Below are 22,627 nucleotides of genomic sequence, written 5' to 3'. Positions count from 1 at the left end.
CGAGTGCGTAAACTGAGTCAACGCCCGCCTTGATGGCGGACCTTGGCGAAGGAGTGGGGCATGCCGCAGATCGCGATCACCAACACCTTCTGGGAGGGCGTGGACCGGCTCGACAAGCCGGCCCGCGCCCGGGTCCACAAGGCGATGGGGAAGTTTCAGCAGTTGACCACCCATCAGCTCCACGCGGACAAGGGGCTTCACCTGGAGTCGGTGGTCGGCTCGCGCGACCCGCGTATGCGTACCATCCGCGTCGACGACGGGCTGCGCATCGTACTGCTCGCCCCCGACGACGGCAGCGACGTCTTCGTCTTCGTGCACGTGGTCTCCCACGACAAGGCGTACTCCTGGGCCAAGCGCCGGCTCTACACGGTCAATGCCGTGACGCGTTGCCTCGAAGTGCGCGATCTGACCGCCATGGAACAGGTCACCCCGCTCTTCGCGCAGGAGGCGGAGGCCGCGCCTCAACTCCTGTTCGCCTCCTGGTCGGACAGCGTGCTCGGGCATCTCGGCGTCGACGACGTCACCCTTCGCGCCGCCCGCACCATCACCGGCAAAGCGCAGCTGGAGGCATTCGGCTCGCTGATGCCCGAGGACCAGTTCGAGGCGCTCTGGCTGCTCGCCGAGGGGTTCAAGGCCGAAGACATCTACCGCGACCTGGTCGCCGTCACCGCCCGGGAGAGCACGTCCGACGACGGGGCTACGGCACAGGGCGAGCTGGCCACCGCCGTCGGTCGCACCCGAAGCCGGATCGCCCTGGTCACAGGGCCTGAGGAACTCGCCGACATCCTCGCCAAGCCCTTCGACGCCTGGCGAGTCTTTCTTCACCCCGCCCAGCGGCGCATCGCCTACCGGCCCAGCTACGCGGGCCCCGCCCAGATCACCGGAGGGCCCGGCACCGGGAAGACCGTCGTCGCCCTGCACCGGGTCAAGCACCTCCTCGGCCGCTCGCCCGACTCCCGCATCCTGCTCACGACGTACACCGGCGCACTTGCCCGTTCGCTGCGCAGCGGGCTCGCGCTCCTTCTCGACCACGACCGGGCGCTCCTCGGCCGCGTCACCGTCACCACCGTCGACGCGCTCGCCCAGCGCACCGTGCGGAAGCTGAGCGGCAATCCCGGCACGGCCCTCGGCGACAAGGACGAGCGGCTCCGCTGGCAGCGACTGGCCCGCACGCTCGAACTACCTTGGAACGACGCCTTTCTCGCCCAGGAGTACCGGCACGTCGTCCTGGCGCAGGACCTGCGCGCTCACAGCGAGTACCGCGACTGTCTGCGGCGCGGACGCGGCAGTGCCCTCGGGCGGGCGCAGCGGGAGCGCATATGGCAAGCCGTGGCGCGGTTCGAGGACGAGCTCGACCGCGACCGGGCCTGCACCTGGCTCCAGCTGTGCGCCCAGGCCGCACGGCTGCTGCGGGACAAGCCCGGCGAGGGCCCCGCGTACGACCATGTGGTGGTGGATGAGGCGCAGGACCTGCACCCCGCACAGTGGCGTCTGCTCCGGGCCCTGGTCCCGGAGGGTCCTGACGACCTCTTCGTCACCGGCGACCCGCACCAGCGGATCTACGACGCGCGGGTCTCGCTGCGCTCACTCGGGATCTCCGTCACCGGGCGCGGGGCCCGGCTGCGGCTCAACTACCGTTCCACGGAGGAGATCCTGCGCTGGTCCCGGGCGCTGCTCGACGGGGAACCGGTCGCCGACCTGACCGGGGACGACCGGGACTCACTGGCCGGATACCGCTCGCTGCTGCACGGGGCGCAGCCCGTGTGCGAGGGGCACGGCACGGAGCAGGCTGAGGACGAGGCCGTGGTCCGGCGCGTCCTCGACTGGGTGGAGGCAGGTGTAGCCCCTTCCGAGATCGCGGTCTGCGCCCGCTTCCACACCCGGACCGCGCGCCTGGGAGACCGGCTCGACGAGGCCGGGCTGCCGGTCGTACAGGTGAAGGACGGTGACCCGGAGGACACGGTGGGGGTCCGGGTGTCGAGCCTGCACAGTCTCAAGGGGCTGGAGTTCCGTTGTGTGGCCGTGGCCGGGGTGACGGCCTCCGCCTTTCCGCTCCAGGCCGCGGTGACGCCGCTCGGAGTGGACCGGTTGCAGCATGCGACGGACCTGGCGGCCGAGCGGTGTCTGCTGTTCGTGGCCTGCACCCGGGCCAGGGAGGGGCTCTACGCGTCATACAGCGGTCGGCCGAGCGAGTTCCTCGACGGAGTGAGGTGAGCGCGGGGCGGCACAGTAAGGGCCGTAGGGGTGGAGGGGGTGCGCGACCGTCGTGTACGGCCTGTGAACAAAGTCAATGGGCATAGTAGCCTGACGGCATCGGAGGGCATGGGTGGCTTGATCCTGAGCCCCTCGCAGAGGGATGGTCCTCGCTCGATCGAAAGTGCCTGGGAGTGCAGATGTCGTCGTCGCGTGTTGTACCGGTGACCTTGGCCGAAATCGCCCGCCTCGCGGGTGTGGGGCGGGCCGCGGTGAGCAACTGGCGGCGGCGTCATGCCACGTTCCCGGAGCGGATCAGCGGCACGGATGTGAGTCCGCAATTCTCCATGGGCGAGGTCGAGGCATGGCTCCGCGAGAACGGAAAGTTCAAGGAGTCCGCGGAACGGGAGTGGCTCTGGCCCCAGTTCGAGGCGCTCGGAGGACGTGACGAGACCGGGTTCGCCATCACGGAAGTGGGGCGTCGGCTCGCTGGGCTCGGGGCAGCGGGCGGTGGGTTTCCGGATGACGCGCGCTGTCTGATCGAGAAGGCGGTGGAGGCCGGGCGGCGCGACGGGGGAACGGAGACCTTCGAGTTCCTGCTGCGCCGATGGCTCGACCTCCATGTGCGGCAGATCGTGACGACCCCGGCGCCGCTGGCCACCCTCATGGCGGACCTGGCCCTGCGTGCGGCCACACGACCGCTGGACGACGGAGGCGGTGTGACGGTCATGGACCCGGCCTGCGGCACCGGCCATCTGCTTTCTGCCGTGGCGGGCGCTGCGGCCCTGATCGGCGGTGACCGCGACCCGGTCCTTTCCGCGCTGACGGACGTGCGCCTACGGCTCGGATTCGCGGCCCGTGAAGCGGCTGCGCCACTGATCGATGTACGGTCCGCCGACTCCCTGCGTACCGACCCCTTCGCCGGCACCGCCGCCGACATCGTTCTGTGCAACCCCCCCTTCAACGAACGCGACTGGGGATACGAGGAGCTGGCCACCGATGCACGTTGGAGCCACGGTCTGCCCCCGCGCACCGAACCCGAACTCGCCTGGGTCCAGCACTGCCTGGCTCGGCTGCGGCCTGGCGGGAGCGCCGTACTGCTGCTGCCCCCCGCGGTGGCGGCCCGGAAGGCGGGCCGGCGCATCCGGGGGTCGCTGTTGCGCACCGGACACCTGCGGGCCGTCGTCGCGCTGCCACCGGGGTGCGCGGCGCCGCACAGCGTCTCGTTGCATCTGTGGGTTCTGAGAACCCCCGTTCCGAAGGAAGGACCGCGGGCTGGAGAGAGGCTCCTGTTGGCTGACGCGGCTTCCCGCTTCCCGCGTACCCCGGGCCGCGAGGCCACCCCGGACTGGGGGGCGATCGGGTCGTTCGTGCGCGACGCCTTCGCTGCGCCGGACTCGCGGGACTCGCGGGGGGAGTCCGAGGCCGGGGCCTCCGACTACGTGACCAGAGTGCCCGTGATCGACCTTCTCGACCACGAGGTCGACCTCACTCCGGGGCGCCATATCGCCCCGTCCTCCTCGGACACAGCACTCCGACTGGCGAAATCCTGGCAGGAGTTCGGGAAACTGGTCACCGACCTGGGCACGTCCTGCGGCCGGCTCGCGGCGCTCAACCTCACGGCCGATGCGACGGAGACGCCGACGGCGACCACAGTCGCCGAACTCACCCGTGCCGGGGCCCTCACTCTCCGCAGCGGTCAGCAACCACCCGAGGGAACAGTGGGCGAAGGGCAGCCGCCCGGCGACGGAGTCCCCCTGCTCACCGTCCCCGACCTGTACACGGAGGGCGAGTCCCGCGGCTGGCTCGCGCCCGAGGACGTGCGGGCATCCGGGGCCGTGGTGGCCGAACCCGGAGAGGTCGTGGTCGTCGGAGTGGCACGGGCGTTCTCGGCCTGGGTCCATGAGGGGCAGCCGACGGTACTCGGCCCTCAATTGCACGCCGTACGGGTGCACCCCGATCAGCTCGACGCCTGGTTCCTGGCCGGCTCACTGCGGGCCCCGGCCAACGCCAGGCAGGCCGGAACGCACACGACGAGCTCCTCCCGGATCGACGTCCGGCGACTACAGGTCCGCCAGGTGCCCCTCGTCGAGCAGCGCCGTTACGGGGCGGCGTTCCGGGAACTGGCCGAGTTCGAGCAGATGGTGCTTCGAACACACGCTCTCGGGAGGGGACTTGCCCGCGGGCTCGGTGACGAGCTGGCGGCCGGACGGCTGTCGGGCGGGGAGTAGAAGCGCCGGGCTCTTTCGTCACTTGTCCGCGTTCGCGTGCCGGGCTCCATGCATCGCGCGCCCCCGCAACGCGCGCCCGCCCCTCACAGGTCCGTGCTTTCGGGGTCGGCGAGCCGGGCCGTGATCTGCTCGTCCACAGCGCGTCGTTCGTCCTCCACCCGCGTCGCGTACGGCGCGGGCAGGCCAGCGGCCGTATGCCCTGCCGCCTGGACCGCCTCGATCGCCGCCGCCATCTCGCCGAAGGCGAGCCGGCACTCCGCGACCCGTAGCCGGAGGACAGCCCGCTCGGCCCGCTCGGCCGGCCCTTCACCGTGCAGGAGACCGCTGTCGATGTCCTGGTAGAGAGGTGCCGCGGCCCCGAAGTCACCGGCCAACCGGAGCCCGTCCGCCGCCAGCCGCCACACGCGGCGAACGAGAGGACGACGGGATCCCCATTCTTGGCGGACGCGCCCCGTCATCCCCTGGAGGCTGCGGGTGGCCTCGCCCGGCTCCCCCTCATAGAGCTCCTGCTCGGCCGTTGCGCAAAGCTGTTGCACCACGCGAACGTCGAGCCATTCGTCCTGGCCCGGACTGGAAGGAGACGGAGGCGCGGCGGCGACCGGCCGGGAGGCCACCGATCGGTCCTTCGGTCGCCGGCAGGGGGCGGTAGGGTCCGGGTGGGTGCGGGGGCGAGGTTCCGGATCACCCGGCCGGGGGCAGAACGGTGCGAAGACGTCCAGGACTTCGCCGATGGCGGGGCGCCGCTCGGGGACCTTGTCGAGCATGCGCAGTACCAGATCGTCAAGGGCCTCGGGGACCCCAGCGGTGTACACGCCCGGCGGGGGAGGGTCCTCATAGAGGTGCTTGCCGATCAGGCCGGAGTCCTCGCCGAGCGGGAACGGTGGGCGGCCTGCGAGGAGTTCGTAGACGACACAGCCGAAGGAATATATGTCCGTCCGGGCAGTGGGTTCCTTCTCCATGATCTGCTCGGGTGCCTGGTATCCGCGGCTGCCCAGTGTCGAGCCGTGCGCCGTGTACCGCGTCGCGTCGGCGCGCAGCGGCTTGGCGATGCCGAAGTCGATGAGGGTGACCACCCCTTCGTCGTCGATCATGATGTTCTGCGGTTTGAGGTCCCGGTGCACGACAGGGTGGGTGTGCGCGCAGGCTAGCGCCTCCGCCGCCTGTGCGGCGACGGCGATCGCCGGGGCGAGAGGGAGGGTGTTGTGCTCGTCGAGGAAGGACCGCAGCGTCACACCGGTCACCAAGCGCATGGCGATGTACGGCATGTCCCGGTGCAGGCCATGTCCGTACAGCTCCGGGATGCCCGAATGGTCGAGGCTGCTGAGGAGCTCGGCCTCGCGCCGGAACCGCGCATAAAGCACAGCGAGCTCGGCCCGCAGCTCGCGCGTGTCGAGTCGGCGCAGGTCCTCTGAGTCCAGGCGGAGGAACTTGACCGCCACGTTCCGGCCGGTGGACACCTCACAAGCCTGCCATACCTGAGCCATGCCGCCCCGGCCCAGGGGCGTGTCCAACTCGTACCGCCCGTCGACCAGTTCCCTTGCGCCGGGCCTGTGTTCCTCTGCGCTCACCGCGCACCCCTTCGTACGCCTGCATCGTCTCGCGCACCAGAGTAGCGTGAAGAACTCGGGGGATGTGGTGTGCGTGGACTTAGTTCACAGATGTATGCCATGCTCTGAGAGTACCCGGAGTCCCGTTGCTCCGGGACAGCGCTCCTCCTGTCCATGCCGCCCTCCACGGGGGTCACCATGCAGAAACCGCCCGGCACCGCTGGCCACGATTGGCTGATCAAGGCAAGTCCCCGCATGGCCAGGCCCGATGCCGCGGCCTGTCCCACCCACCAGCGCACCGCGATGCGGCCCCTGCTGGTGGCAGACCCACCCGTGCCCTACCGCCCCTCTCCGCGTGAGGAATTCGCGTTCGGGCCGCTCTTCACGGCTCTCGACCTGTGGGAGCACAGCGGCTGGTCCCTTGAGCAGGTGCGCGAGGAACTCCGCGGCACCCGCGGTCCGTTCCAGGGATGGGGCGCGCCGGTTCACCCCGCCCTGCTGGCCTGGACCGCCCACGCGCTGGAGCGTTACGCAGCCGCGCGAGCCCTGGAGCAGACCGCCGCCAATGCGGCGGGACTGCCGCCGACCGCACCTGTCAAGCAGCAGTGGACGGTGCGGACCGACCGGCGAGATGTCGCGGACGCGCGTGGTGCGCGACAGTACGAGCACACGGTCTGGGGGCGGGCGTACGCTTCCGCCGACGGATCGGTCAGGGATCTGTGGATCCCCTCCCTGGGTCACGCCAAGGAGAGCCGTCCGGCAGCGGAACTGGCAGCCGTGGCCCATGTCATGGCGTACGGAGCGCCCACGCCCAGGCGCAAGGCACGCAGCGAGCCCCCACCAACCGCTACCGACAACACAGGCCTCCCCGACCTGGTCCGCGTCTTCGATTTCGGATGCGCGGACGGCAGTCACTTCCCGCTTCTCACCGAAGGCCGGGCCCAGGCGCAGGAGCGGTTCCGGACCGATGCAGCACCCGCCTTCCAAGCCGCTGCGACGGGAGGCGGCACGCGGCCGGGCGAGAGCTGCGTCGGCTGCAAGGCCATCGCCGGATGCGCGGACCTCAAGCGCACCCCGGAACTCTGGGGCGGCAAGCCCCAGACGGTCGCCCGCCAGCGCCGGTCCGTCTCTGCCTGGGATCTGCGCCTGCACGGCGAATGCCCGGCCCAATACCACCTGGTCCGGCAGCTGCACCTGAACGACCTGGCTGAAGAGGGCCGGGGCGCGCTGCGTGGCCGGGCCGTCGACGCCTTGCTGAACGAACGGCACGGCGAGCGGCCGGTGAGGGGCTGTCGCGAACGTCAGCCGCTGGACGCCGCCGGGATACGGGCCAAGACGGGTCTCGACGACGAGTCCACGCGGGAGGCCGCCGGAATGCTCGGCGAACACCGGCTGCTCTGCCCGCTCGACGGGCTCGCACCCGACGAGCAGGTACGCGTACAGCACCGTGTGACGGCGTACATTCCCGAACTCGACATCATCGTGCTCGCCGTGCCCGATCTGGTGTACACGCAGCGCGGCCGGTGGATCTGGCGAGAAACCAAGACGGCGGCGGGACCGCTGTGGGAGAGGGATTCGCTGCTCCGTTCCTATCCCCAACTCGCGCTCGGAGTCCTGCTGTTCCACGCGGGCGCCCTCGGCAGCGACCCCCGGCGCTCCTGGGTCGAGTTGGAACACCTGCGTGCGGGCCACAGAGAGAGCCGCCTCGAACGTATCGATCCGGGCCACGCCAAGACCGTCGACGAAGCCCGTGCGGTCATCGCCGAACTCGCGCAGCCACTCCTGGACGACACCACGTACGAGCCGAGGACCGGGCGCCACTGCCACGGCTGCCAGGCGAAGACCTGGTGCCGGCCCGGCACCGCGTACGTCGCGGACCACCCGCCACCGGGCGGTTCGGCTCTGAGGGCCAGAGCCGGGGCCACAGACCGGGGAGACGCCCATGCCTGAACATCAGCTCGTCCCCGACTGGCTGTCCAACCCCGACGTCGTCCTCCTGCGGGACATCGCCACCGCCGTCGTGCACCTCGCGGGCGTCGACCAGCTCGACTCCTTCACACTGCCCTACCCGGCCTCGGCCCAGCGAGCCCTCGACGCCCTGGTGCTCCAGTGTCTGCGCAACGGGTCGCGTCCACCGGCCGGGGTGCCCGAGATGATCCGCTGGGCCCGGGCCCGGCCTCTGGGCAGCTGGCCGCTCGACCGGCTGCCCACGGATCTGTTCGGTGCGGGCGACCGGTTGATCGATGAGGAGTCCGGAGAGCCCGCACAGCTCTGCCACGAACTGGCCGTCGATGGATACGGCAGCAGCACCGGACGGCAGTACGACCGTCTGGTGATCCAGGAGGCCCTGCGCGCCTGCCGCGCCATGTCGTCACCGGAGTCGTACACAGCCTTCCGCCGACTCCTTGTCACCCAGCCGGTCCTCACCACGGACGACTGGATGGAGGTCAGCACCGACCTCCATCTCGATCCCGTTCGCTTCCTGATCGAGGAGATCTACGCCCCGGTCCCCCTCGGATACCGGCGGGACGGCTCGTACCTCTGCTGCCACCGCTGCCTGACGCTGCTCACCCCGCTCTCCGGCAAGGAGTGGTGGTGCGAGCGGGATCAGTGCCGCCACCGCGGGACCCCGCCGCCCGGACGGAGACTCGTTGCCTCCGAGGTGGGTGAGCTGCGACAACTGCGCAAGCCGTTGCGGCAGTTCGTCACCGGGCCCGGACAGGCGGAGTCCTCCCTGGAGGGGGAGCTGCGCGGCATGGGGCTCACGGTCGAGATGTGGCCCGGCTTCGACGCGTACGACCTGCGCATCACGTTCCCGGACGGGCACGTCTGGGCCGTCGACGTCAAGGACTGGGCCCACCCCGGTCTGCTCGGACGGTCTGCCACCGCCGTACGAGGTGAACCGCCGTACGACCAGGCCTGCTGGGTGGTGCCGCGCTTCCGAGCCCGGATGCGTCGCGACTACCTCGACATCTTCGCCCGCGAACGGAACGACCGTGCCGGCGGCCTGCGGCTGCTGACAGACGATCAGTTGAAGCGTGCCGCACGACAGCGGCTGCGCGGCGAACGGGGACCGGACGCATCAATCGCACCCACAAATTCGCCATAGACGACGCCACGTACAGCATCACGGAAGAACGGAATCGACCATGCGTGACCGCAGCAGCTGGTACCAGCCTGTCATCGGGGCACTCGCCCCCTGGCCCGAGGAGCACAGCCGGACCAAGCCCGCCCTGCTGTGCCAGGTCGAACTCGGCCTGCGGCTGATGGAATCCGTGGCCCCCGGCCACGCGGCCGACGGCGCGTGGACTCTCCTCGGCGGATACCCTTTCGCCCAGGCCGCAGGCCTCGCCATCGGCCCCGCCGACCAGGTCGCGCTGGCCGCGGCCCGCCATCTGCTCTGGCCGATGCGCCGTCGGCGCATGTGGCAGCAAAGTTTGGACGCCTACCTTGGCCTGCCCGAAAGGCTGCGTGCCTACCGCGTCCCCGCATCCGGGGCCCCTGCCCGCCGGGTCAGCCCCCGTGTGGCGGCGGACCGGATCGCGATCTACGACGCGGCGCTCGGGAACCTCCCCGGCTACTCCGCCAACCCACTGCCTCAGGCAGCAGAGGGCGAGCACCGGTTCGTGGACCGACGTGGTCGGCGCACCTCCGTCACGATCCCCGCCGAACTCGTGCAGGAGCCCTTCCCTCCCCATGCACTCCCTGCCGAACGCAAAGGCACGGCGGGCCCGCTCGACGTACCGCTCGATGAACTCGCCGATGTCGCGAGGTGGATGGATACGGAGGAACAGGCACGAGGGCTGAAGGCCGGGAACTGGGTCGAGCGGCTGGAGCACCTGGACCTGGATGCCCGCACGGAGGACGGAACAGGCTTCGCGCCGACGGAGGCGCTGCCCCTCGATGGGCTCACCCACCTCGTGGGCATGGTCGGCGCAGGGAAGTCGACGCTGATGACGCTGGTCGCCGTCTGGGCGCACCAGAAGGGACTGCGCATCACGCTCGTCGTCGGGGATGTTGCCGAACAGCTCAATCTGACCGAGCTGTTCCGTGGGCTCGGCCTGAGCGCCGCCCCTGTCCAGGGCGGCACGACCCGGCCACAGCACACCCAGCGCCTGCACCGGAGGCTTGCGGCACGCGGCGAGCACTCGCTGCTGTCCCACACCGGCACTGTCTTCAACCACCTCAGCACCGCCTGCCCGCTGGATGCCCTGCGCGGACTGGACGCGTCCGAGCCGCTGCGCTACGCCGATGCGCCTTGCGGAGCACTCCACCCCGTGCAACGGCAGGAAGCCGCAGAGGAGTCACCGGCTGAACGCGCCACCCGCGCGCTGGAACGCGCCCGCGGAGCCCGGCCCGTAGCCTCGGCGGACGACATCGAGGACGGCGAGGACCTGGGCACCCTGCACGGCTGCCCGCTCTGGAGCACCTGCCCGCGTCACTCCGCGGCGCGCGACCTGGTGGACGCGCTGATCTGGGTGGCCAACCCCGCGAGCCTCGTGCAGACGGCGGTCCCCCGCCAGCTGAACGCGGAGCGTCTGCGCTACCTGGAACTGGCCTGTCTGCGCAGCGACATCATGATCGTCGACGAGGTGGACCGCGTACAGATGCAACTCGACCAGATGTTCGCCCCCTCGGCAACGTTGGTCACCACGGGACCCGACTCCTGGCTCGATCAGCTCCAGACCCATGAGATCGCGGAACTGGCGCAGCAGGGGCGGCTGCCGCTCTCCGACCAGGATGTGGAACGGTGGTCCGCCGCGCTGGACGTAGTCGGATCGGCGGCGGACCGGCTGTACGCCATGCTCATCGACGACGAAGGCCTGCGGGAATGGGCCCAGATCGACTACTTCAGCGCCTGGACACTGCAAGAGAAGCTGCTGCACGCCTGGTACCCGCCGACGCCGGGCCCGTCCGCAGACCGCCCTGCCGACCCGGATGAGTACGGCATCGAGGACGAAGGCACGCTGTACGGCGACGATGAAGCACTCGGGCAAGCCGGTACCACCACTCCTCCACCCGCCATCCCCTGGGCCGAACGCCGTGCCGAGATCACCGCCTTCTTCGACGAGTTCCGCGACGACCCACTGGGGGGAGGCGGCCCCTACGGAACGCCCACCGACGACCTGACCGATCTGACCCACGACGTTCTCCACACCCTCGATGAGAAACAGACCCGCCGCCGTGTCCGCGTGCTGCTGGACCGGTTCCTTGTCGGAGCGCCAGGGCCAGGGCAGCGCCCGCCGCCCCTTACCAAGGGCAGCAAGGAGCCCGCTCCGCAGGAGGTCGCCCTGAGCGAGGAATGGCGGAATCTCCATGCACAGCGCCTGGAGTTCACCCTGGTGCTCGCCGCCCTGCACCAGCGCCTCGACCGGGTGACATTCCTGTGGCCCCAGGTGGAGGCCGCGCTGCGGCTGGACTCGACCAGCCACGAGCTGACTCGGCGCCCGCCCCTCGACTACGCGCCGCTGCTGCCCGAGGCCCCCATGGGCAATGTGATCGGCTTCCAGTACCTGGTGGACGAACGGGCCGCCGCCCGCAACAAGAACGGGCACCGCACCGGAACGCTGCGCTTCTTCCGGTGCGCCGGCGTAGGCCGCGAGCTCTTGCTGAACCTGTCCCGGCTCGGCGCGGACCCGGGCAGCGGCGAGGCCGGCCCGCACGTCCTGCTGATGTCAGGCACCAGCTGGGCCGGCACCTCCACCCGCGCACACGTCCTCGCTCCCGTCCGTGCCGTTCTCAAACCCCAGCCGAAGGCGCTGGACTCGATCCGGGACACCGTCTTCCGCACCGAGTTCCTCTACGACGACGCGGGGCAGCCGATCCGGCTGTCGGGGCAGGACCCGGAGAAGCGTGAGGATGTCCTGCGTCTGATGATGGACCGGCTCGCCAGGTCGGGGCGGAACGGGAGTGCTTCCCCCCTGCAGAGCGAGCTCGCCCAGATCCAGGACCAGCGCCGCAAACGTGCCCTGCTCCTGGTGGGCAGCTACCGCGAGGCCAAGGTGACCGCGGGGTTCCTGGACGAGATCCCGCGCTGGCGAGGACGAGTGCGCGTACTGGCCGCCGACGACGCCGAACTGGAGACCGCCATCGATGGCGCGGCACCAGCTGGAGGCCAGGCGCCGGGACCGAGCCCCGTGCGGCGCGGCGACCTCGCCTCGTTCGCCGACGATCCGGACGCCGAACTGCTGGTGGCACCGCTCCTCGCTGTCGAGCGAGGGCACAACATCCTCACCGTCCCCCAGCGGGCCGGCGAGGAGAGAGTGGCGGCGTTCGGGACGGTGTTCTTCCTGGTGCGCCCGCACCCTCGCCCCGACGATCTGTCGCTCGCTGTCTTCGCCATCAACGACTGGGCCACGCGCTTCGTACGCGACCATCCGGGCTTGCCTCAAGGGACCTTCAGCACGCTGGTCGCCGCGGCCGACAGCCTGGACAGCGCAGGAAGCGACTTCCGGACCACCGCGCGTGGTGTCTGGCGGCACGTGCTGTCACGGCCCTACATCTACTCGGCCCTGTCCGACGACGAGAAGAAGTCCTTCGTCTGGGACCAGCTCGTCACCATCTGGCAGGTCATCGGACGCCTGGTGCGCGGCGGAGTGTCCGCACGCGTCGTCTTCGTCGACGCTGCCTTCGCCCCAGGGCTCGCCGAGGCGGGAGCCCCTGTCGCCGGACGGGAGCGCCGTACCCGACGGACCTATGACCCAGGGCTGCTCATCCGCCTGCGGGACGTCCTTGACCCCTACTTCACGGACTCAGCCCCCGCGGAGACGCTCGCCGACCCTGCCGACACGGCACTGGTCAAGTTGCTCTACCGCCCGCTGTACGAGGCGCTGTGCGCCATGAGCGCCGGGCCCGGCTCACGAGCTGTGGACTGAAGCGGCTCAACTGCTCAACGAGACGTAGCGGCAGATGAGAACCGAGAACGCCCCGATCCCGAACGCCCTCACAGGGAGACCCCACATGTACAAGAAGAACCGCCGATCCGCCTACCACCTGGCCGACGTCGCTGTGCCCTGGACCGAGGACTTCCGCGCGATCCCCTTCCCCGAGCAGTGGCACCCAGGGCTCCTGGATCTGCACAACCACGAGCGCGACGAGGAGAAGCATCGCCCGTCCCTCCCCACCCGCCGCCTCGACGGCGTGCTCCAAACTCTCGCTCCCGACGTGATCGTCCGCCCCAGGCCCAGGACACCGGTCGAGCCCGGTCCGCTGGCCGCCGAGGACTTCTGGATGTACGTCCCGGGTACGGTCCCCGACCCCCTGCCGGGCCGCTCGCTCGGGCAACTGCTCGACGCCTGGCTGCGCACGCTCGGTCCCAAGGGCGCCGCCGAGAATCCCCGCTTCCGGTCCCTACTGCTGGAGCGCAGCGCCGACCTGAAGCGGAATCTGCCTCGATGGCAGCCGGTCACCGGCGTGGATCTCCTCAACACGCCGGCCACCGGGGGCGGTACCGCCGCCCCGGAGTCCCGGCAGTTCCAACTAGCCACCGACGCCCTGGCACGCCGTGTCTTGGCCCTCGACACGTTCCCGTTCGACGGAGGAGAACTGAACTTCCGGGCCGTCCCCCGCGGCCCCCGCGACCAGGGCGCCGAGCTCATGTCGCAACCCCTGCTCCGGACCATCAAGCGCAAGGAGTGGTGGTTCTCCGTCGTGCTGAACATCTCCTTGCACACCACGCCCTTCGATCCTCGACCCCGCCTCCACCTGCACTGGGGCGTCCGACGCTGGGCCACTCATCCCCGGGCCACCACCAAGCGCCTGAATCTCCCGTACAGGGAGGCCACTACGGTCTACCTCCGACCCACGATCCCCTGGCTGGCCGGAGCACCGACGACCGACCGTTACGCACTGGCCCGCCTGCGCCGGGACCGTGTGGCCGACTCCTTCGCCTGGGTGGAGAACGACACGGCAGGCATCCTCCGCAGGCTGAGCCTCGCCGGGAACTTCCCCGATCCCGAACAGCTGCTGTCGGAGCCGGTCTCCTGGATCAGCGAGGGCAGCGGCGTGCGGGCGGCCGTGGTCCACAGCACCAGGATGGGCAAGCACGAAGTCGGCGCCGGGCTGATGCCCAACCAGCGTGCCCAGCTGACGGAATGGGCGGAACAGGCCCTGCCGGACGAGGTAGTCCGAGTACCCGACCTGGTGCGCGGACGCGGCAAGGGCATCGGGGCCCCGGAGAACCGGCGACCGAAGCCGAGGACCGAGGAGGCGAAGAAGGCAGAGATGGTGCGCGAGACACACGCGCGGCGTGTCGCCCTCGAGACGCAGCACCGGACCGTCGGTGACGGCCGGGGACAGGGTGCCCCGGCCGTGGTGGAGGCGCGGCTGCTGTGGCAGTCTCCTGAAACGCGCAAGGAAGCGGTGGCGGAGTTCGCCAAGGCTCTCGGCCTTGACGGTGACGGAGGACTCGCCGCAGCACATCTGACGGACCAGGACTTTGACGAGGCGAGGCCCGGTGCCCCCGCCATTCTGGAATGGCAGACCCCGGAGCTGACGTTCCGACTCCGCTGCATCCCGCTGGCTGACGGGCTGGGTGACCGACTCGTCCCCGACCCCGCGGTCAAGGGCAAAGGTGCGGCGCTCGCGGCAGCCGTCACCACACGTCGCCGTGCCTTGCGCGAATGGCTCCATGCGGACGGCGCCGATCCGTCCCACCCGGCACTCGCACTCGTAGAGATCGCACACCGCAGTACGTTCCGTCCGGCTTCGACGGACCCCAAGTTCGCCATCCGCCTGGGATGCGCCGACGCAGGTCTGCTGACCCAGTTCGTCGTCACCCCCTCCACCGACAAGCAGATCGACAACGCCGACAGTCTCGGACATCGCGCGCACAGCTCCTGGCTCGACGGACTGCGCCAGCTCGGAGTCCGCGTCCTGCCCCAGCACACGCTCGGCGACGACCTCCCGGACGGGCTGCAGTTCGCGGCGGTGTGGATGGTGAAGCGCCGCAAGGACGGCCCGACCCGGCTGCCCAAGCACCTGCCGGTGGCCGTCCTGGTGACTCCACTCCCGGAAGGGGAAGGCATGGCATCCGTACAGGGCTGGGACGACAGCACCGGGGAATGGGTCTCCTATCCGCAATTTCTCCTGGGCCTCGTCAAGCAAGCCGAGATCGATCCCGACGTGTTCGCGGAACCTGAATCGTCGGCCGACGGTCCGCAGACTGAAACACCTTGGGTCACCGCCAAGCAGTGGCGCACCAACCTCGCCCAGCAGCGGAGAGAGACTGCCGGATTCCTCCAGCGCATGCTGCATTCGCTGCGCGGACAGCCGACCGCACTGATCACTCACGCGCAGAACAGCAGGCTGCACTGGCCGTGGCTGCAAGACAGTCAGACCGAACGGGACCTGCTCAGGGCCGGTCATGCTCCCGCTGGCCGTCTCGACGACGAACTTCGACTGGTACGCGTGCGCGGGCGCGGCGGACGCGAGACCGCACAGTGGTGGGGCCTTGCCGACCCGGGTAAGTCTCACGGGCAGCCGGCCGGATTCTGGACTGAGCAGCGGGAGCAGGGAGACGGCACCTCGAGGGATGAGCGGGTCTTCTACAGCACCACGGAACGTCCAGCGACGCACTCGATTTCGCCCGCACTGGACCGGCTGGCCACAAGGGTCAACGCCGCCGGTAACCTCACTTCACAGGCGGGCACCGGCGCCTGGAATCCGACGCTAGTGGAAATCGCGGTACTGGGCTGCCACGCGGATGACGTACCGGGGAAACCCGATGACGCAGAAGCGCTGGCCCTTGCCGTGCACCAGCTGCGCCAGGCACCGGACTACGCCGCCGCTCTGTCCCTACCGCTTCCCCTCCATTTGGCGGGGCTCGCCCAGGCATACGTCCTGCCGATGCTGGCGTCGAGCGAGGGACTCCCCGAGGCAGAGGAGGCGGAGCCGACCACGGGCCAAGACGTGGAAGACCCCGACCTGGCCGATGCGGCCGGTCTAGCTGCCGAACCGGACACGGGCGACGACGAGGCGAACGCGCAGAGCGCCTCGGGAACCTGATCACCGGCGTTCCCGCACCACGCGTCAGAGAGGGCTGTAGCACCCCAGTCATTCAGGCCCGGATCGGCCACGAGTCGATCAAGACGGCCGTAGACCGCTACGGGCCTTGCCCGACTCGCTGGACAGTGAGGTCGTGGCTGCAGTGTCCTGCCGAGGGAACCGGCCGCTGGCCTGGCTCGCGACTGCGGGATCCGGAGCAAAACGAACTGCATGTCCGGAGCGGGCGGCGGGGTGAAGAGGCAGATGTGAGCGGTCACTTCTTGTGGTGGTAGGGGAGGCGGACGCGATACATGTCTCCGTGGTCGTGGGCGAGTGGAGCCTCTTGCTTTCACACCAACGAGCAGAGCGGCCGTGCCTCCTCGTTCACGGTGAGGTTCTCGTCATGGAGTGCTGACAGATCCTTGCGGTCTGGTAGAGGCCCATCGCGAGACGGGTTTGCGAGAGGAACGGCTGTGCCCAGTCTTCGCGGTAGTTCGCGAGGCAGTCCTGAGCCGCCGGGTAATGGAACGCTCACTTCACCACGCGGTGCTCGGTGGCCAGCCATGGAAACCAGTCCAGCATTGCGCTGACGCCGCTGGCCTGGCGACGGAGCCCGACGACGAGCGGGAGGAGATTTTGCTGCTGAACTGCTCCGATTCAGATATAAAACGCAGCATGCACCGTTAAAATGACCACGATTGGGTACCAGGGCCGGGGGCGCACATGGCACACGGGGAAGTCGGCGAGGTTTCGGGAGCGGCCCGCAAGATCGCCGAGATCGTCCGCGCCCAGCACGGTGGACTCGACCCTGCCGCACTGCACCGAGAAGCGGTGCGGCTCTTCCCCCGGCTGCCCGCACCCCGGCTGGAGCGACTTCTCGCTGAGTGCGTCGAAGGCGGACTGCTGGCTTTGGGTAACGGCCGCTACCGGCCTCCGGAGGCCGTGACGGCGTCCCCGCCTCATCCCAGAGGAGAGGGCGGGGAACACCTTGCAGTGCGGGCCATTGCCCTCGACCTGGAGAGCGTCGTCCGCACGGTCCCCAGCGCCCCCTATGTCGAGCGGTACGTATACGAGGTCGCCGCCGTCCGCTTCGGCACCGATCCCGAGTGGATAGCCGACGAGCCGCGCTGGGAGTATTACCTGCGCTTCCCCCACGACCAGGAAGAACTCCGCGACGCACGGGTGCGCGCTGCCGTACGGGAGAGGGGTGTGGAGGAGTCCGGGGCGGCCGGAGTGTGGGCGGGACTCGCCGCCCGTGTTGCCGACGCCGACCTTGTCGTCGCCTACAACGGCACCGCGCTCGACTTCCCGGTCATCCGGGAGGCGGCGCAGCGCGCAGGAGCAGGCGATCCGCTCGCCGATGTCCCTCTCGTCGACGGGCTCTATCTCGCCCACTGCCTCTGGCCCACTGCCCCCGCCCACCGCATGCACGCCCTTGCCCGGGAGCTGGACATACCTGCTGCTGGGCTGCACGACCACCGGGCGGCCGATGACGCGACGCTCCTCGCCGCCCTGCTGGAGCGGGCCTCTCGGGAACTGGTCGCAAGCGGTGAGGATCTGGCCGGGCTGATCGCCGACGTCTGCCCGGATTCCCAAGGGTGGGGCCTACTCCGGCGAATGGCTCCCATCGGTCGATCGGCAGTGCGTGAACCACGTGGGTGGGAGCAGTCCGAGGTTGGCGCCTTGCTCGGCGACCGGCTCGGCGGGCGTACCCCGCGCCGCGCCACCGGCGAACGCCCGTCCGGCCGCGCGGCCCTGCACATACCGGGCGGGCTCACCGGCGCGAACGGGCGGGTCGATCCCACAGCGCTGGCCCGCGTCGTCCACGGCCCCCACGTCGAACCGCGCCCTGCCCAGCAGGAGATGGCGGCCACCCTCCACACCTGGACCGACCAGGGAGTGAGCGGACTGCTCGAAGCTCCCACCGGAACGGGTAAGAGCTACGCGATCCTCGCTGCCGCACTCGACTGGCTGGCGGGTGGCGAGGACCGCACCGCCGTCATCGCCACGTACACCAAGCAGCTCCAGAGCCAGCTCGCCCGGGACTTGAGGGACGTCGAACGGGCTCTGCCCGGGCTCCTCGGGGTTGCCGACCTCGTCAAGGGGCAGTCCAACCGGCTCTCACTCGCCGCGCTCACGCACGCACTCGCCGACGCCACCAGGTACGTCGGTCCGACGGGGCCGACCGTCCACGACCGTGCCCGGCCCACCGCCGACTCCCGCTTCCGCGAGCTGCTCGTCTACCTCACGCTGCGCCTGCTGGCCGCCGAGGGGGCCCCGTACACCTGGACCGCCCGGTCCGTCGACCCTGTCGATGTACCTGCGTTCTTCACCGCGTACACCGGCCGCTCCCTGCCCCGCTGGCTCGAAGCGCTCTCACAGCGGGACGGGGACTTCGGTCCCGGCGCGCACAGTCCGCTCGCCGTTCACACTGACACCGTGCGCGAGGCGCTCGCTGCGCACCGTCTCGTCCTCGCCAACCATGCGCTCGCCCTGACACACCTTGACGACATGGCGGCGCTGGGGCCCGGCACCCTCGTCTTACTCGACGAAGCGCACGAGCTTGAGAACGCGGCCACCTCCGCGCTGACCGTCGCTGTCGACCACCAGGACCTGGAAACCCTCCTTGCCGACTACGCCGCCTGGTGCGCGAGCGCACACTCAGGCCCTGAACAGCAGCGTGCGGCTACCGCCATCGGCGAATTCGAGCGGCTCCTCGACGACGAGCGGCTGCCCCGGCTCGCCGCGCAGGTTTTCGACGCCCACGCGAAGGGCGTCGGCGTACGCATCGGCAGCAGGACCGCCACCCTCGCCAGCCCGTACACGGGCACCGGCGGTGGCAGGACGGCCCGCAGACTCTCCGTACTTCTCGCGAAGATCTCCGCTGCCGCCACCGGATGCCGCATCGCCCTGGAGCGGCACGCCGCCCAGTACGCGGAGGGCCTCGACAGGCTGGTCCGTGAACGCCTCGACGCGCTGGCCGCCCGCACGGACACCCTGACCACGGCCCTCGACCGCGTTTGCGCTGACACCGATGCCTTCCTCGACCCGGCTCCTACCCTCGACGGGACATCTCTTTCTCGCGTCGTCCATCTCGAAGAGCTCGCCGAGCCCGTCGGGGAGATGCGTGCCTACCGTTTCCGGATCGCCGACAGCCCTCTGGAGCTGCCCGCCGATCCCGACTGGCGACGCTTCCTGAAGGCGTTCGACCGCGTCCACTACATCTCCGCCACCTTGCGCGTCGCCGGGCGCTGGGACTTCGTACGCGAGCGGCTCGGGCTCTCTGCTGGGCTGCCTACTCTCGCTCTCGCCTCTCCGTTCGACCTGCGCAGCCAGGCTGAGCTCGTCTGCTTCTCCGACTTCCCCTCCTGGGCGGAGCAGGAGGAGGGTGCCCTGCGCACCGTCGCCCACCAGCTGGCCGGTTACGCCGCCGAAATGGTCCGGCTTCGCGAGGACGGCCACGGCTTCGACGGCGGTGCCATGGTCCTGACCACCGCCTGGGCCACCGCCGCCGGGAGCGGAGCCTACCTCGCTGCCGAACTCCGCTCCCGGGAGCACCAGGCGCCTGTCCATGAGGCCCTCACCCTCGGCAACAGCCGGGCATACGACGATTTCACCGACCGTGAGTCCGGCGGCGGCTTCCTCGTCGGCACCAGGGGGCTGTGGCAGGGCGTCGACGTCTCCGATCAGGAGCGCCTCCGCCTCGTCTGGATCAACAAGCTCCCCTTCGCGCCGTTCGCTGCCCCTCTTGTCGAGGCCCGGCGCGCCGCCGTGCGCGAGCGTGCCGAACAGGCCGGACATCCCGACCCCGATGCGGCCGCCACTGAACGCTACTACCTGCCGCTGGCCGCCCTCCAGCTCCGCCAGGCCGTCGGGCGGCTCATCCGCTCCGAGCGGCACCGCGGCGTGATCATCATCAGCGACCGCAAGCTCGCCGGGCACAGCGCGCTACGCCGCAGCTACCGTCGTGCCTTCCTTGGAAGCCTCGACGACGGCCTTGTACGCTCCGACCCGGACACCCGGGAAGCCCACGCCGGGAACGTTGTCACCATGGCGGAAGGCTGGCGGCGCATCTGGGAATTCCTCGCTGCCCGGGCACTGATCGAGCCCGCGCGCGCTGCTGAGCTGGTGGCCCCTGGAGCTCTGGCGGAGCACACCGTTCTCCCGCAGACCAGGCGCATCCGTGAGCTGACCCTCACTCCGGCCGACGTCACCTCTCTGCGCGCGGCAGGACGCCTTGTGCAGGAGGTCGGCGAGCGATGCGCGCGGGTCGGCGGGCTGCTGAAGCTTTCCGAGGCCCCTGTCAGCCTCAAGCCCGCCCAACGAGCCGTTATCACCGCCGTTGCCGAAGGGCGCGACGTGCTCGGCCTGCTGCCCACCGGCTTCGGTAAGAGCTTCACATTCCAGTTGCCCGCCCTGGTTTTGCCCGGTGTCACGCTGGTCGTCAGTCCGCTGGTCGCACTCATGCACGACCAGGCTCTCGAACTCAACCAGTCCATCGGCGGCGCCGTGCGCGCACTCATCTCGCCGCTGCGTGAATCCAGCAGCCGGGCCGGGAAGACCGAGGTCGCCGAGCAGCTCCTGGGCCGCCAGGATCACGGCATACGCCTGCTGTACGTCAGCCCGGAGCGGCTCTGCCAGCGTCGCTTCCAGGGGCTCGTCCGCGAGGCGACAGCGACTGGGCGCCTCACCCGGATTGCCTTTGACGAAGCGCACACCATCGCCCAGTGGGAGGACTTCCGACCCAGCATGCGCCGGGCCGCGCGCTTTGTCGGCGAGCTGCGCGAGGAACATGGCGTGGGCGTCACCGCCGTGACCGCGACCGCCAATCGCACCGTCCACGAAGCGCTGCGCGAAGGGCTGTTCGGGCTCCCCGCCGCAGTGCCGCAGCCGGGATCCGCGGAGGAGAAGGCCGAGGCTGCACGGGAGGAGGGAAGTCTCATCACCGTGCGCGAGAACCCGATCAGGCCCGAGCTCGCCGTGTTCCGTCGTTCCTTGAACCAGCTCGGACAGGGTGGGGCTGCCGGGCTCGTAGAGCGCGTCGTGGATGCCCTCGAAGGACACGCCATCCTTTACTGCCTCACCGTCAAGGAGGTCAACACCCTCTACACCCACCTCCGCGAGTACGTAGGTGACGGCGCTACTCGTGTCCTGCGCTTCCACGGCCGCCTCACCGAGGCCGAAAAGACCGCCGCCATGTCCGAGTTCCGGGAGGCTCCTCGCGCAGGCGAGGATGGTTTCGCACCGGTCGTCACTGTCGCCACCTCCGCCTTCGGGCTCGGCGTCAACCGGTCCGACGTACGCACCGTGTTCTGCGTCTCTCCGCCCACGGACCTTGCCGCGCTCTACCAACAGATCGGACGCGCCGGACGGGACAGCGCGGGCACTTCCACCCTGGACGAAGGCCCGGTGAACTCGGCCCTCGCTCTCGTCACAGGGAAGGGGCTCCGCACTGTGCGGTTCATGACCGGACAGGAACTGGCGCCATCCCTGCTGCGGCGCATGGGCGCTCTCGTCCTCACACGGGAGGGCGGCACCCTGGACCCCGTACCCCTCGCGGAACTCCTCATGAACCAGGACGCCGCCGACGGCACCCTCACCGAGGCCGAATGCGAGGACCGGCACACCCAGGAGCGCTATCAGGGCGGTGTCATGCGTGCCTTCAGCGCGTTGGCCGACCTCGGCGCCGTAACCGACAGAGGTGATCACCCGCCCTACTGCGCGGTGGCGCCCGGCGAACTTGGTCCGGACGCCACGGACGAGCGGGCGGCCGGATGGCTCACCCGCGCCGAACTTCTCCTCATCGCCTCCGCTCTGTCCTGGGACACCCCCCGCAGGCTTGACGTGCGCCGCTTCGACGAGCACCTCGCGGCCACCTGCCCCGACTACCGTGAGATCGCCGACGGGCCGGCCGGGACCTGGGAACTTCTCGCGGACCTCCACGACCGGGGACTCCTCGATGTGTCGGCCGCGCCCAGCCGCCGCTTCGTCACCGGCCTGACCGTGCGGACCCGCCAGCTGCCCAACGGCTACCTCGCCCTCCTCACCCGCGGCTCCGCCCGCGCCGCCGCCGAACTCGCAGCACTCCGGCACTTCTTCGAGGCGCCCACTGTCTGCGCCCAACGTCTCTTCGCCGACTACTTCGGCGTCACCGAACTCCCTGATGGCTGCTGCACTACTGAACGCTGCCGCTGCTCGGCCTGTTGGGACAGCGGACAGTGGCCCGTCGAGGAGCGCCGCCCAGCCGTGGCGAGGGCCTTCCAGAGCGCGCGTCCCCGCGACGGCGGAGACAGCGACAGCGCGCAGCGCGCGCACCGCGTCGATCTCCAGGTGTACAGGCTGCTGCAGCTTCAGCCCCAGGGCATGCATCCTCGGCGGCTCTGGCACGCCCTACGCGGCGACGAATCCGCGTACCTGCCGACCTCTCACAAGGTCGTCGCGCTCCCGCGAGCAGTCCGTGACAGCCGCCACTTCGGCGGTCGCGCCGATCTTCCTTGGGCTGAGGTCGGGCAGAGTCTCCAGCGTCTCGCCGGAGTAGGCGCCGCCGTCGAAACGGAGCACGGGCGGTGGCGCGCGGTCCGCGTGGTGCGCAGCACGACGTCGGTCACCAATGAGCAGCAGAAGAGGGGTGGGCGGGCATGACCATGGCGGACGACCGGACGACTACGACTC

8 protein-coding genes are annotated in these 22,627 nt (G+C 70.1%); 7 read left to right on the top strand and 1 reads right to left on the bottom strand.

The annotated features are described in order from the left end of the window. The first annotated feature begins 60 nt into the window (after positions 1-60). Together OHB04_RS08360 and OHB04_RS08355 are read left to right on the top strand one after the other, a co-directional pair. Positions 61-2,214, top strand: coding sequence for a UvrD-helicase domain-containing protein (locus OHB04_RS08360; RefSeq protein WP_326807190.1), 2,154 nt, complete (start codon positions 61-63; stop codon positions 2,212-2,214). Positions 2,215-2,393: 179 nt separating this feature from the next. After that, a complete protein-coding gene (locus OHB04_RS08355; RefSeq protein ID WP_326807189.1) occupies positions 2,394-4,424 on the top strand; it encodes an N-6 DNA methylase in 2,031 nt (676 codons plus the stop codon). An 83-nt stretch (positions 4,425-4,507) separates the two neighbouring features. Here OHB04_RS08355 and OHB04_RS08350 read toward each other — a convergent pair whose 3' ends face one another. Beyond that, on the bottom strand, positions 4,508-5,992 hold the full coding sequence (locus OHB04_RS08350; RefSeq protein WP_326807188.1) for a serine/threonine-protein kinase: 1,485 nt from the start codon (positions 5,990-5,992) through the stop codon (positions 4,508-4,510). 234 nt (positions 5,993-6,226) lie between these two features. Between OHB04_RS08350 and OHB04_RS08345 the strand changes: the two genes are divergently transcribed. The 5 genes from OHB04_RS08345 to OHB04_RS08325 all read left to right on the top strand — a co-directional run bounded on the left by OHB04_RS08345 (position 6,227) and on the right by OHB04_RS08325 (position 22,597). Continuing rightward, complete coding sequence (locus OHB04_RS08345; protein ID WP_326807187.1) at positions 6,227-7,921, top strand: PD-(D/E)XK nuclease family protein; 1,695 nt, start codon at positions 6,227-6,229, stop codon at positions 7,919-7,921. Beyond that, positions 7,914-9,080: a restriction endonuclease-related protein gene (locus OHB04_RS08340; RefSeq protein ID WP_326807186.1), complete on the top strand. Its 1,167-nt coding sequence runs from the start codon at positions 7,914-7,916 to the stop codon at positions 9,078-9,080. Before OHB04_RS08345 ends, OHB04_RS08340 begins: the two co-directional genes overlap by 8 nt. A 40-nt stretch (positions 9,081-9,120) precedes the next feature. After that, positions 9,121-12,846, top strand: a complete 3,726-nt coding sequence (locus OHB04_RS08335) for a hypothetical protein (RefSeq protein WP_326807185.1) — start codon at positions 9,121-9,123, stop codon at positions 12,844-12,846. Between the two features lie 85 nt (positions 12,847-12,931). Continuing rightward, complete coding sequence (locus OHB04_RS08330) at positions 12,932-15,976, top strand: pPIWI_RE module domain-containing protein (RefSeq protein ID WP_326807184.1); 3,045 nt, start codon at positions 12,932-12,934, stop codon at positions 15,974-15,976. 702 nt (positions 15,977-16,678) lie between these two features. Then, on the top strand, positions 16,679-22,597 hold the full coding sequence (locus OHB04_RS08325; RefSeq protein WP_326807183.1) for a DEAD/DEAH box helicase: 5,919 nt from the start codon (positions 16,679-16,681) through the stop codon (positions 22,595-22,597). Positions 22,598-22,627 lie beyond the last annotated feature (30 nt).

The sequence above is a fragment of the Streptomyces sp. NBC_01775 genome (assembly GCF_035917675.1).
Lineage (GTDB): Bacteria > Actinomycetota > Actinomycetes > Streptomycetales > Streptomycetaceae > Streptomyces.
The sequence above is the reverse complement of the archived record's forward strand: the minus strand, read 5'-3'. Positions and strand labels throughout refer to the sequence as shown.